Annotated in this window: 11 protein-coding genes; 3 read left to right on the top strand and 8 right to left on the bottom strand. The window is 54.4% G+C overall.

The genetic code is table 11. The annotated features are described in order from the left end of the window. Positions 1 to 123 precede the first annotated feature (123 nt). Both EFA69_RS02065 and EFA69_RS02060 read left to right on the top strand, forming a co-directional pair. Entirely contained in the window at positions 124 to 834 is a 711-nt protein-coding gene (locus EFA69_RS02065; protein ID WP_183906655.1) for a 3'-5' exonuclease, read from the top strand. Continuing rightward, the gene (locus tag EFA69_RS02060; RefSeq protein WP_123131409.1) at positions 831 to 2,738 is read left to right on the top strand and encodes a DUF294 nucleotidyltransferase-like domain-containing protein; all 1,908 of its coding nucleotides are present in this window, start codon (positions 831 to 833) and stop codon (positions 2,736 to 2,738) included. Before EFA69_RS02065 ends, EFA69_RS02060 begins: the two co-directional genes overlap by 4 nt. 81 nt (positions 2,739 to 2,819) lie before the next feature. Here the strand turns inward: EFA69_RS02060 and EFA69_RS02055 are convergent, their stop codons facing one another. The 3 genes from EFA69_RS02055 to EFA69_RS02045 form a co-directional block, all read right to left on the bottom strand. Then, on the bottom strand, positions 2,820 to 3,500 hold the full coding sequence (locus tag EFA69_RS02055; RefSeq protein WP_123131408.1) for an HAD family hydrolase: 681 nt from the start codon (positions 3,498 to 3,500) through the stop codon (positions 2,820 to 2,822). A gap of 130 nt (positions 3,501 to 3,630) precedes the next feature. Continuing rightward, positions 3,631 to 4,599, bottom strand: coding sequence for a transketolase family protein (locus EFA69_RS02050; RefSeq protein WP_123131407.1), 969 nt, complete (start codon positions 4,597 to 4,599; stop codon positions 3,631 to 3,633). A gap of 114 nt (positions 4,600 to 4,713) precedes the next feature. Beyond that, entirely contained in the window at positions 4,714 to 5,577 is an 864-nt protein-coding gene (locus tag EFA69_RS02045; RefSeq protein ID WP_123131406.1) for a transketolase, read from the bottom strand. A 281-nt stretch (positions 5,578 to 5,858) separates the two neighbouring features. Between EFA69_RS02045 and EFA69_RS02040 the strand changes: the two genes are divergently transcribed. Next, positions 5,859 to 6,314 carry a GNAT family N-acetyltransferase gene (locus tag EFA69_RS02040; RefSeq protein WP_123131405.1) on the top strand — a complete coding sequence of 152 codons (456 nt, stop codon included), beginning with the start codon at positions 5,859 to 5,861 and terminating at the stop codon, positions 6,312 to 6,314. Between the two features lie 91 nt (positions 6,315 to 6,405). Here the strand turns inward: EFA69_RS02040 and pafA are convergent, their stop codons facing one another. The 5 genes from pafA to EFA69_RS02015 form a co-directional block, all read right to left on the bottom strand. Beyond that, positions 6,406 to 8,052 carry an alkaline phosphatase PafA gene (pafA, locus tag EFA69_RS02035; RefSeq protein ID WP_123131498.1) on the bottom strand — a complete coding sequence of 549 codons (1,647 nt, stop codon included), beginning with the start codon at positions 8,050 to 8,052 and terminating at the stop codon, positions 6,406 to 6,408. A 292-nt stretch (positions 8,053 to 8,344) separates the two neighbouring features. Further along, entirely contained in the window at positions 8,345 to 9,337 is a 993-nt protein-coding gene (locus tag EFA69_RS02030; protein WP_123131404.1) for a glycerophosphodiester phosphodiesterase family protein, read from the bottom strand. Between the two features lie 374 nt (positions 9,338 to 9,711). After that, the gene (locus EFA69_RS02025; protein WP_123131403.1) at positions 9,712 to 10,311 is read right to left on the bottom strand and encodes a histidine phosphatase family protein; all 600 of its coding nucleotides are present in this window, start codon (positions 10,309 to 10,311) and stop codon (positions 9,712 to 9,714) included. After that, on the bottom strand, positions 10,304 to 11,761 hold the full coding sequence (locus EFA69_RS02020; RefSeq protein WP_123131402.1) for an FGGY-family carbohydrate kinase: 1,458 nt from the start codon (positions 11,759 to 11,761) through the stop codon (positions 10,304 to 10,306). Before EFA69_RS02020 ends, EFA69_RS02025 begins: the two co-directional genes overlap by 8 nt. Continuing rightward, positions 11,758 to 13,218: an FGGY-family carbohydrate kinase gene (locus EFA69_RS02015; RefSeq protein WP_123131401.1), complete on the bottom strand. Its 1,461-nt coding sequence runs from the start codon at positions 13,216 to 13,218 to the stop codon at positions 11,758 to 11,760. Before EFA69_RS02015 ends, EFA69_RS02020 begins: the two co-directional genes overlap by 4 nt. Positions 13,219 to 13,220: the final 2 nt, after the last annotated feature.

Below are 13,220 nucleotides of genomic sequence, written 5' to 3'. Positions count from 1 at the left end.
AAACCAATTCTGTTTTTGTCTGAGCCTGCTGCGCCCAAACCAATTTTGCGTTTAGAGGCCGTTTTTCCAAAAAGAGGCGCTAAACGCAAACGGCACCGTGCGCTGCCTTTGAAAACAAACCACGTGAAGGACTACCTACTGTTCATAGACATAGAATCCTCTGGCCTTCCCTTGCGCTGGGACTTGCCTTATTCAGAGGACCAGAACTGGCCGCACACGGTACAGGTAGCGTGGTTTGTGTATACCCAGGCAGGGCAGGAGGTAAAGCACGAAGACCACTACATCAGACCAGACGGTTTTGAGGTGGACGCCTCATCCATAGAAATACACCACTTAACCCCGGAGTTTCTGCAAGCGCACGGCAAAAGCCGCGAAGAAGTTTTGTTGCGGCTCCAGAAAGACTTGCGGGAGTTTCAGCCCATGGTGGTGGGGCACTTCATGGAATTCGACTACCACGTCCTGAGCGCCGACTACTATCGGTCTGGCCTGCCCAGTCCGTTTGAAGGCCTGGACACCTTCTGCACCATGCGGGCCTCAGGAGAACAGGTGCGTTTTTCGCCCAGAAAATACCTGCGCCTGGGCGAACTCTACAGCTACCTCTTCCATAAAACCCTGGAGAACCAACATAACGCGGTGGTAGATGCCCGCGCGGCCGCCGAATGTTATTTTGAACTGCGGCAGCGGCACCTCATCACCGCGGCTTCAGTGGCAGGGCAGCAGAGGCAATCAAATAAAATCAGACAGGAGACCTTTGCTAAACCCCGGCGCCTGAAATGGTTGCTCTGGGGTCTGGGCCTTTTACTTATTCTACTTTTACTTTTCTATTGGCTATGAACGAACGTCTTAAGTTTCTGAAGAGCGTGAAGCCTTTCCACTTGCTGGGAGAAGATGTGCTGCTGGGCGTGCTAGACCTGCTGGTGGAAATTAAGTACCAGAAAGATACCCTCATTTACCACCAGGAAGTAACCAAGCTCAAAGGCGTGGACCTGATTGTGGCTGGCGAATATGAGTCGTTTTTCTATGATACGGCCCAGAACAAGCGCCTGCTGGAAACTCACCAGCGCGGGTATTGCTACGGCGGCATCTCTATGCTGCTCAACCGCAAGAAGTCTCTGCGCACGGTCATCGCTAAGAAAGGAACGGTGGTGTACCATCTGCCCAAGAAAGATTTCAGGGCGCTGGCCAAGTCTAATGAAGGGTTCCTGCACCATTTCACCCAGGAGTTCGGGCTGCGCATGCTCAATGAGGAGTTTGCCCATTTTGTGAAGCGCCCCACTTCCTTTGAGGAAAACTACATTGCCACAGACCAATTGTATTCGCGCCGAATTGAGAGTGTGGAGTACCGTGAGATTGTCACCTGCGGCGCTACGGCTCCCATTTACATGGCGGCCCGCCTCATGGCCCAGCACAAGACCAGCTGCCTCTTCGTGAAAAATGAGCAGGACCAGATTGTAGGCTACATCACAGACATCACGCTGCGCGACAACGTGGTGGCGGCCCAGGAAGACGTGCGGGGGCAGGCCCGGGAAATCATGGACAACCCCATTGTGTCCATCAAGAAAGAGGCGTACGTGCATGAGGCCATCCTGCTCATGTTCCGGACCAAAACCCGCTACCTGCTTATAGAAGACCAAGGGCAGTACATAGGCATGATCAGCCGGAGCAAATTGTTGAGCGACCAGGCGCAGTCGCCGTTCATGTTCATTCAGTCGGTGAAATTGGCGCGGTCTGGCAATGAGCTGCGCGAAAGATGGAAGCGGGTGCCCGAGATTGTGATGCAACTGCTGCTGCGCGGGGCCAAGCCCGAAATCATCAACCAGGTCATCACCACCGTAGCCGACACCATTGCCCAGAAGGTGATTGAGGAGGTGATTGCCATCTGCGGTCCGGCCCCGGCTAAGTTTGTGTTCATGGTGCTGGGCAGCGAGGGCCGCAAAGAACAGACCCTCAAAACCGATCAGGACAACGCCATCATCTACGAAGACAAAGCCAATGAGCAGCGCGAGCTGGTGCGCGAGTATTTCCTCAAGTTCGCCGATATGGTTTCTGAGAAGCTGGATTACATTGGCTTCAGCTATTGCGCCGGCGGCTACATGGCCAAGAATCCCAAATGGACGCACTCGCTCTCGCACTGGAAGCGCAATTACCAGGGCTGGATGCAGGAAATCCTCCCCGAGACGGCCATCATGTTCTCCACCTTCTTTGACTGCCGCTACATTTACGGTGATGCCAGCATCATGCAGGAACTGGTTTCTTTCCTGGACCAGGAATTGCAGAAGCCCATGCCGCGCCTGTTCTTCCACATGGCCAAGAACGCTTTGCAGTATGAGCCGCCGCTCACATTTTTCAACAACATCAGGACGTTTACGGTGGGCTCCCAGCAGGTGATTGACATCAAGAAAGCCATGACGCCCATTGTAGATCTGGTGCGGGTGCACGCCCTGCAGAACCGTATTTTCAAGACCAATACCGGCGAGCGGATAGAGGCCCTGGCCGAAGCCGGTGTGTTCACGGAGAAGCAGTGCCAGGAACTGATGCAGTCTTACTACTACCTCATGGGCTTGCGCCTCCGCAAACAGGCCACCCAGATCATGCAGGACAAAACCGAACCAGACAATTATTTAGACTTGCAGAGCCTCACCAAAATTGAGCAGGTCACGCTCAAGGAGATTTTCAAGACCATCTCAGATTTTCAGCTGGGCATTAAGGTGCAGTTCACCAACAACCTCTTCGGGTAAAAACAGCATTGCGTTTCGGGGCCGTTTTTCCAAAAACGGCCCCGAAACGCAATGTGCAAATATATCATCTGATAAGACCGCTTACGCCTCTGCTCCGGTGAAAAGCTTCTCCAGCTCCGGGTCTGTGTAATCCTGCACGTAGCCCACAATGTTGGTGTACGCTGAGAATTCCTCTTTCCCGTGCATGGTGGTGAGCACCATGCAGTCCATCTGGGCATTCTGGGCGGCCTCCACGCCTTTGGGGGCGTCTTCAAACACCAGACAGTCTTTGGGGTCTATGCCCAGTTTCTCGGCGGCTTTCAGGAAGGTCTCGGGGTGGGGCTTGCTTTTGTCTACTTCATCGGCGGAGACCAGCGCCTGGAAATACGGCCTGATGTCCAGGTTGTCTACCACAAAGTCAATGTTGAACATAATGGCGGCGGTAGCAATGGCCATTTTAATGTTCTTCTCCTTCGCCTTGGCCAGAAACTGGTCTAACCCGTTGAGGAGCTTGAGGTGCGAGATGTACTCGGCCTGGTAAATCTTCTCTTTCTCCACCGATAGCTCCTGGGCTTCCTGGTCTGTGAAACGGTCCTCGCCGAAGAGCCGGGCCAGCACCTCACTGTTCTTGCCGTACATTTCGACTTTTACCTGCTCACGGCTGAGGGAGGCGTTCAGCTTCTGGGTAACTACTTTGTGCCACGCGGTGGTGTGGAAATCCATGTCGTCAATCATGGTGCCGTTCATGTCAAACAGGAAGGCTTTGTATGTGGGGGTATTCATGTACGCTAAATTAAGTCAAGTACTTGGATACGGTTTCTACAAAAAACGGGCTCTATGAGAGCCCGTTTTTTGTTTGTATCTGTTTTCTGTTTAGGGTGTCTTTTTCCAAAAAGAAGGCAAAACCAACAGATTACTTGGCCAGCGCCTTTTTGCGCTCCATCACCTTCTGCACGGCTTTGATGATGTGCTCATCATCCAGGCCGTACTTTTTCATGAGTTGCTCCGGCGTACCGCTTTCCCCGAAGGAATCGTTCACGGCCACGTACTCCATAGGCGTTGGCGTGTTCTGCGCCAGCAACTGGGCAATGCTGTCGCCCAGGCCGCCCAGGCGGTTGTGCTCCTCGGCACTCACCACGCAACCCGTTTTGGCCACAGACTTGAGTACAGCCTCGGCGTCTAACGGTTTAATGGTGTGGATGTTGATGATCTCAGCGGAGATGCCCATCTCAGCGAGTTTCTCCCCAGCTTTGATGGCTTCCCACACCAGGTGACCCGTGGCGAAGATGCTCACGTCTGTGCCTTCGTTCACCATCCAGGCTTTGCCGATGACAAACTCCTGGTCGGCGGGCGTGAACACCGGAACTACCGGGCGCCCGAAGCGCAGGTATACCGGGCCGTGGTGCTCAGCGATGGCCATGGTGGCGGCTTTGGTCTGGTTGTAGTCACAAGGGTTGATGACGGTCATGCCGGGCAGCATTTTCATGAGCCCGATGTCTTCCAGAATCTGGTGCGTGGCTCCGTCTTCGCCCAGCGTTAAACCCGCGTGCGAGGCGCAGATTTTCACGTTTTTGTCTGAATACGCGATGGACTGACGGATCTGGTCATACACGCGGCCCGTAGAGAAGTTGGCGAAGGTACCCGTGAACGGGATTTTACCGCCAATGGTCATACCGGCGGCAATGCCCATCATGTTGGCTTCGGCAATACCCACTTGCACAAAACGCTCAGGGAATTCCTTAATAAAGTCTCCCATTTTGAGGGAACCCACCAAGTCAGCACACAGGGCTACCACGTTTTCGTTTTTTCGGCCAGCTTCTACCAGCCCCGCGCCAAAACCAGAGCGGGTGTCTTTTGATTCTGTATAGGTGTATTTTTTCATTTGAATATTTTCGGTTGACGCCCTGTAATGCAAGGCAATGGAAGTTGTCTGCGTTTTAAGGCTGTTTTTGGAAAAGGAGCCCTAAAACGCAGCGTTCAAGTTTTGGGAAGCATCTTAGTAATCCTGCATGCCGCTGGTGAGCTGGTTCAGCGCCAGAGACAGCTGCTCATCATTAGGTGCTACGCCGTGCCATTTGTGCGATCCCATCATGAAATCTACGCCGTGGCCCATGTTGGTTTGCATCAGAATCATAATGGGCTTGCCTTTGCGCGTCTTGGCTTTGGCCAGTTCCAGCACTCTAATCACATCTGCCAAGTCATTGCCGTTCATCTCCAGCACGTCCCAACCAAAAGCTTCCCACTTGGCGCGCAGGCTTCCCAAGGCTAATACTTGATCGGTGGGGCCGTCAATCTGCTGGCCGTTCACGTCAATGGTAGAAATGAGGTTGTCTACTTTGTTGTGCGGCGCGAACAAGGCGGCTTCCCAAATCTGGCCTTCCTGCAACTCGCCGTCGCCGTGCAAGGAGAACACCAGACCTGCATCATTGTTCAGTTTCTTGGTCAAGGCGGCGCCAATGGCCACGGACAAACCCTGGCCTAATGAACCCGAGGCAATGCGCACGCCCGGCAGCCCTTCATGGGTGGTAGGGTGCCCTTGCAGGCGGGAATCCAGTTTACGGAAAGACTGCAGCTCGCTCACCTCAAAGTAACCGGCACGGGCCAACACGCTGTACCACACCGGCGAGATATGGCCGTTGGAAAGGAAGAACAGGTCTTCGCCCTCGCCGTTCATGTTGAAGTCCGTCTTGTGGTTCATGATCTTGAAGTACAGCGCCACCAGGTAATCTGTGCAGCCCAGGGAGCCGCCGGGGTGGCCAGACTGGCAGCCGTGCACCATGCGCACGATGTCACGGCGCACTTGTTTGGCAATCTGTTCCAGTTCTTCTAATGACTTGGTCTCTTTCTCTTCTGTTTGCATACGTTCGTTTTTATTCTGTTGCCCTTGGCAGGCGTGGCTATTATTTCCTTTGTACGGGTTGGCCTCTGGCGTTTCATGCCGCGGCTAAATGGAAGATGAACAGGCAGTTGCAGGAGCCCTGATTATGCGGTCAGGAATGGGCCTTTCTCGTCCGGTTCAAAAATACACCTAGATTATTTATGCCAACGTTGGTATAGTTAAGAAAATTTACCCGTAAGTCCGAAAAAAGAGGAGGAAAAGATCATCTCTGCGTTAAAAAGAAGGTTAGCTTCACGCCCGCTATGGAATTTGACATCATTACCAAACCTTTTGAGGAGCTCACGCCGCAGGAGCTCTATGATCTTTTGCAGCTTAGGAGCGCGGTATTTGTGGTGGAACAGAACTGCGTGTTCCTGGACCCCGACGGACTGGACAACCAATGCCAGCACTTGCTGTTTTACCGAGGCGCCACGCTGGAGGCCTATGCCCGGCTGGTGCCGGCGGGAGTTTCTTACCCAGAGCTTTCCATTGGGCGCATCATCACCAGCGCGGCCGTGCGCGGCACCGGTGTAGGCTACCAGTTGGTGCAGAAAGCTATTGAGGAAACCTACCGTCTGTTCGGCCCCGGGCCGATTAAGATTGGGGCGCAGCTGTACGCCAAGAAATTCTACGAGCGCTTCGGGTTTGTGCAGTCCAGTGACGTGTATGACGAGGACGGCATTGACCATATCAAAATGATAAAGCCGGCTGGAGAATAGCCAAAACAAAGAGGGTGCGTTTAGGGGCTGTTTTTCCAAAAAAACAGCCCCTAAACGCACCCTCGGCCTAAATACTCTAGTATTTAGGTGTTTACTTCACCACCGCCGTAATGGGCTTGCCTACGGTGCCATTTGGCGTCTGAATGTGCAGCAGGGCTGCTAGGGTAGGTGCCACATCGGTCATGTAAGTAGGTATATTGGTGCTGCCCGCTTTGATGTTCCAGCCCATGAACAGGAGCGGCAGGTGAGTGTCATAGGGGTTCCAGGCGCCGTGGCTGGCTCCGGTTTTGGAGGTAGTGGCCACGTAACCAGGTTTCAGGATGATCTGGATGCTGCCGGTGCGTTTGGGGTTGTAGCTGTTGGCAATTTGCTCTCTAATGGTAAACGGCACCAAATGCGCGTTGGCGTTGCCCATGTCTACGGCGTACATCACTTCGGGCTCCATCTGCAGCTTGGCAATCACGGCTTTTTTGATGAGGTCAATGTCCAGTTTCTTGGCGGCTATCTGGTCCCAGTCAAAGTGCACCTGATAGCTGGACATGGAGCGCACCAGATTCTCGGCCCCGAAGGTGGAGGCCAGCATTTTGTTCAGCTCGGCCTGCACGGGCTTTGAGTTCCAATTGCCGCCGTTCAGCTTGTTTTCCTGGGAATAGCCAATGGCGTGGCCCACGCCGTGGTCGGCGGTGAGGAACACCAGGTACTGCCCTTTGCCTACTTTGCTGTCCAGGAACTTGAAGAACTTGGCCAGATCCTGGTCCAGGCGCAGGTAGGTGTCTTCAATCTCAATGGAGTTTGGCCCAAACATGTGGCCCACGTAGTCTGTGGAGGCGCAGTTGATGGTCAGGAAATCGGTGGCCTCGCCCTGACCCATGTTGTAGCCGTTCACCGCCGCCGAAGCGAAGTCCAGAATAAAGGTATTGCCGTGGGGGGTGGTGCGGAAAGCGTCTTTTTTCTTGGCGTAAGCGGCCGGTAGGTTATGCGGGAAGGTAGTGGTGGTTTCGCCGGGCAGGCGGCCCTCATAGGCTTTGGCGTCTTCGTCGCTGTTTTTGTAAGTGCCAATGGGGTACAGCGTCTGCCAGGGTTGTTTCATGAACTCGGCGGCGCGCTGCTGCTTGTTGAAGTTCTGCACCCACTCCGGCAGCGTAGGCATGTAGAACGTGCTGGTGATAAAGTTACCCGATTCATCATCGAACCAAAAAGCACCGTTGGCCATGTGCCCGGCGGGCAGGATGGAGGCGCGGTCTTTCAGGGAAACGCCCACCACTTTAGACTGCTTGTTGGTGGCCATGCGCAGCTCGTCGGTGATGGTAGAGGCCAGCAGGTTGCGCGGTGACATCTGCCCTTCGGTGGTGGCGGCGCTGCCCACGGTCTGTACCGTGTTGTCTTCGGTGCAGTACACGGTTTTGCCGGTGAGTTGGTCTACCCAGCTGTTGCCGGTAATGCCATGCACGCCGGGCACCGAACCGGTGTAAATAGAGGAGTGCCCTACGGCCGTGGCCGAAGGCAGGTAGTTGATGTAGTGGTTCTCACAGGAGAAGCCTTCGCGCAACAGGCGCTTAAAGCCGTCTTTGCCGTAGCGGTCATTGAAGCGGTACAGGTAGTCCCAGCGCATCTGGTCAATGACAATGCCCACCACCAATTTTGGCCGGTCTACTTTGTCTTTGCTGGTTTTGGGGGCTGAGGTGGCCTGGTAGCCCAGGTGCAGGAGAAGGGTAAAGAGTACTACAAATTTTCTCATGAGGGAATTCATTCAAGAGGGTGTTGGCCTGTCTGTTAGGAGGCAGATGAAGAGCTTAACTTTAAATTTTTTAAAAGTAAGGACAAAATAGTAAAGAATTGAAACAAGTGAGAACAATATGAAAGGATACTTGTAAGCAAGCGACTATGAAAGCGCCACGGCGAATGCTTTGCCCCAGTCACGCCAATTCCTGTTTAGGGGCCGTTTTTCTGAAAACAGCTCAAAAACAGGAATTGGCGTGGGGGAACATCAGAATTGAAATCGGCCGGAAGGCCATTCTTTAAGAGCGGGGTTATTGCCGCACCAGGACGCTTTTCTCTTTTTTGGGACCTCTGTTGAAGAATTTGGCTTTCGCGCTTTTGGACGGGAGCAGGGTTTGGATGGCCGCGGCCGCTTCTATGGGTAAATCAGATTCCAGCACATCGGCCCCGGCTTTGAACACTTCTTGGTAGGCGGTGCGGCGGGCGGCGGGGTCCGGGAGTTTGTCATAGGTAGGCGCCGCCGAAACCATGCACATCACGCCACGGGCGTGCAGCAGATCAATGACTTCTTTGGTTTCGGGTTTTACCTCGGGCCCCACGTAGGCCATGATGCTGCTCCACGGCACGCCCGCTTTCTCGTAAGACTCCAGCTCTTTCTTCGTCTTCACAAACGCCGACATCATGATGCCCTCTATCTGGTCATAGTAGTATTTGGCCTGCTTGGCGTTGTGCACGGTGACCATGACGTGGGCGGCAGCGTTGTGTTCCTTGATCTTTTTCACGGTCATGGCCAGCGGCACGTCTTTTTTGTCCAGGTTCACCACGGTTTTGCCTTTGCTCCATTTGATGACCTCGTCTAGGGTAGGGATGCCGAATTCGGTCACGTTGCCTTCCACGTCTTTGAGTTTGAGTTTCTGTAGTTCTGCCCAGGTGTAGTCAGCCACTTTGCCGGTGCCGGTGGTGGTGCGGTCCAGAGTAGCGTCATGCATGAGTACAATCACGCTGTCTTTGGTGAGGCGCGGGTCAATCTCAAAGAAGGCGGGCGTGTGCCGCAGCGTCTCCTCAAACGACGGTATGGAATTCTCCGGGAAACCTTTCACAATGCTGCCCCGGTGTCCGCTCAAAATGGGCACGTCTTTGCCCGTGTACTTGAAAAACTGGTGCAGCTCTTTGGTGTTCTTGATGTGGAGGTTCTGCAAAGGCTCTTTTTGCTGCGCCAGGCTGGGGTTACCCAACAGCAGAAGCGCGAGGCCTGCCCCAACGGCAGAAACTTGAAGGCGAAAAGATGGCTTGAATAATCGCATAAAGGTCTGGGGTTAGACGGTAAGGTAAGAAAGATGCCAAGAAGACTTCACCTCTCTGGCAGATTTGACTAGAAGATGAATTCCTGCCGAGTTGCGTTTAGGGGCTGTTTTCTGAAAAACAGCCCCTAAACGCAACTGGTGCATATTCTAGCCGGTAAGCTGTTTTGAGTTCTCTGTTGTTCTCTCATTTGCAGCCATTCACGTGTGAGTTATGGGTGGCCGAATTTCTGTTTAGCGGCTGTTTTTCTGAAAATAGCCCCAAACCGTGATCACAAGCCGATACTTGCCCAGAATGCGTTTAGAGGCTGTTTTCTGAAAATCAGCCCCTAAACGCAATAGATGGGTTGTGCCGCCAGTGGCCGTAGGCAATCCAGCTACAGTTTGCTGTTGAGGTGCACCAGGGAAAGCTCGCCCGCGGCATCCAGTTCAAACATAGTCACCGAAGAATTGTCGATCACGAACTTGCGGTAATTGCGCACGGGCATGCCCAGTTTGTAGGCCAGGTAAAACCGGTTCACGCCATTGTGCGCCACCGTGAGCACGTTCCCCGAAGGGTGTTTCTTCACCAGCGACATATAGAAATCATCCACCCGGGCAATGACCTCACCTGCCGTTTCGCCGGTGCCGCCCGCTTTGGTCTGCATGGGGTCCTGGCACCAGTCCTGCCAAAGCGCTTCGTTCTCCGGGATGAACTCTTCCTTGCGTTTTCCTTCCCATAACCCGAAATCCGCTTCAATGAGGCGTTCATCTGTGGTCACGGGGAGGTTGCCGCTGGCCAGTTGCGCCGTTTTATAGGCCCGCTCCAGCGGCGAAGAGTACACCGCATCAAACGTCACGTTCTGGAGTTGGGCGGCGGCGAGTTGGGCTTGCTCCAGGCCTTTGGGGGTAAGTGGTAAATCAGTGCGGCCACAGTACCGGTTGCCGTCGGCGTTCCAGGCGGTCTGGCCGTGGCGCAGTAAATAAACGTTAAGCATATTGGTGATCAGTGATGTATCCTTTCTCCTGCAAGATGCGCAAAAATTCGGCGTAACTTTTGGCGTAGGCCTGGCTCAGGGCAGGAGTAGGATGGATTTCTTTTTCTATTTGGGTTAAGGCTTGGGTGGCTTCTTCAATGGAGGTGAAATGTGTTTTAGACGCGGCCAGAATGGCGGCACCCACGGCCCCGGTCACGTGCCGCATTTTGTAAATGGGCAGGTTGAGCACGTTACTCCTGATGGTAAGCCAGGCCTCGCTGTTGCTGGCGCCGCCGGCGGTGTACACGGCCTTCACCTCTTCGCCGGAAAGCTGCTGAATAAGGTCAAACGCGTATTTCTCCACGTAAGCCACGCCTTCCATGTTAGCCACAAACCGTTCGGCCCTTGACAAACCTTCCGGCTCAAAGCTACGGGCCTGCGGCGCGATGAACGGGAACCGCTCACCCTGCTGGCGCAAGGGATACGCCAAATGCCCCGAAGGAATGATGGCCGCAGCTTGTTCGTTTAACTGGGCTAAATCTTCCTGAAACTCTTTGGTGACCCAGTCGGCGCCGGTGTTGCTGGCCCCGCCCGGCATCCAGTAACCTTCGGGGTGACGGTGGCTATAGAGCCGGTCTTCGGGGTCGTTGATTTGCTGCCGGGTCACGCCTTTCACCACTAAAGTAGTCCCGATGGTGGTATTCCAGTCGCCCAATTTCACGGCTCCGGAGGCCACCTGAGAGGCGCAGCCATCGGTCATGCCCGCCACTACCTGCAGGGCTGGAGAAAGACCCAGTTCTTCGGCCAGGGCCGAGTCTAACGTACCAATGGGTGTACCGGAAGGAACCACGGTAGGCAGCCATTCTTTTTGGATAGGCAGCTGTTCATAGACATAGGCTGGCCAGAAACCTTCCTGCACGTCATAGCCAGATTTGAGGGCGTTGGTATAATCGGTCACGGCCCAAACGCCACTCAGTTGACCAATGATAAAGTCAGTGGCATGTACCCAATGGGCTATTTGGGCAGCCTTTTCCGGAAATTGATTCGAAAACCAGACCATCTTAGACAAGCCGCTGGAAGCGTTGAACCCGGTATAACCACTGGGATGGTAAGCCTCGGCCATGCTTTTGCAAAGTTTCCCTTCCGCCGCCGAGCGACCGTCGCTGTACATGAGGGCATTGTGCAGGGGTTGGTGCCGGGCATCTAAAGGAATCACCGTGCCGGAAGTAGACGTCACCGACACCGCTTTGATCTCTGCCAGATTTATTTGGCCGTTTACCTCCGCCAGTAAGGCTTTGAGCGAACGCTTGCACGCCGCCCACCACTCCGTAGGCGATTGCTCTTCCCTGGACTGGTTGCTGAGCGGGAAGGCTTCTTCAGAGCTGCCCAGTTGTTCTCCGGTCACGTCCAGCAGCACCACGCGGGCACCCTGGGTACCAATGTCGATGCCTAAAAAGTAAGGGGCGGTCATACTACCGCCTCCTCACAGATGTGTTTGAACGTTTGGCGCGTCCGTTTCCACTCCTCATAAAGGGCAAGGTAACGGCTGTCTTCCTGTGGTTCTACCACCATAGGCGGAGCGGGCGCGTAGCTGGTTTCTTCCAGGGCCTCGTTACAGATAAGAGCGCCGCCTACCACCGTGGCCTGACGGTAGTTTTCGCGCAGATAGACTTTCTTGTTGAGCAAATCGGCAATGAACTGGCGCAGCAGTTGGCTCTGGAACCCGCCACCACAGGCCCACACGTAGTCCTGCTCCACCGCTGAGATGTCATGCAACGAGTTGAAGTTCTCCTTGATGCTGCAGGCAATGTCCCATAAGGTGGCCCACACGAAGTGCGCCCGGGTTAACGTGTGAGTTACCGGAGCCGGAAAGATGAAGCCGCCTTTGGTGATAGGGCCTTTCTCATCGGCTAACAAGGAACCCAGAGAGGCCACGCAGCACGCTTCCTGTACCTGAGCCAGTTCCTGTTCAATAACCTCGTAGCTTTCATTAGGGTAGAAAATCTCTTTCAGGCGCTGGTAGTTGAGGCCGGTGACCCCCGCGTTGGTTTCCACGGCAAGAGTATGTTCATCTATGTGCCGGTTGGTCCAGGAGCGCTCCCGGGTGTCTGTGATGTACTCATTCACCAGCTTAAAGATGGGCGTGGTTGTGCCGGAAACTATCACCACATCGTCTAGTTCAGGCTGCGTACCTTTTACGGCCAATTGGGTATCGGCGCCGCCGATGATGACCTGTGCCTCCGGCGAAATCTGGAAAGCCGCCGCCGCCGCTGGGGTAATAGTGCCTAACACAGTGCCCGAGTCCCCCAATGGAGAAAGCAGCATGGGATCTATGTCAAAGATAGCGCACAGCTCAGGAGACCAGGATTTGCGGGCCACATCATAGAGCAGCGTTTCAGAGGCCTGAGAATGTTCATAACGCGCCACACCGCTGAGCATGTACTGCGCCCAGTCACTGATGCTCAAAAACGTGCGGGTCTGCTCCCAGATCTCCGGCCGCCGCTCCCGTACGCCTACCAGCTTTAACGCCGAGAACAGCGAGGTTGGGTAACGACCCGCCAGCTCATAGATATAGCTTTTATCCTGCATGATGAAGTCCCATTCGCGGCCCCGGTGGTCAATGTTGGGCAGCCCTATGAGAGAGCCGCCGTCATGGCCAATCAGGACAATGCCCTCGCGCTGGCTGGTGGCCGTGAGGGCTTTTACCTCTACCTCCGGCGCATTATTCAGAGCGGTTATAGCCAGCTTGGTAATGACGCTCCACAAGTGGTTGGGATCAAAGAAGATGGAGTTGGGGTACAGCGCATCGGTTTGGTAGGGCATGTTGTCCCGCTCTACGCTCAGCACCTCACCGTTTTTGGCAGCCACGGCCACGCGTACGTTTCCCGTGCCAATGTCTACAATAATAAATGCTTCCTGTGCAGCCATGT

The sequence above is a fragment of the Rufibacter immobilis genome, from assembly GCF_003721565.1.
Classification (GTDB): domain Bacteria; phylum Bacteroidota; class Bacteroidia; order Cytophagales; family Hymenobacteraceae; genus Nibribacter; species Nibribacter immobilis.
The sequence above is the reverse complement of the archived record's forward strand: the minus strand, read 5'-3'. Positions and strand labels throughout refer to the sequence as shown.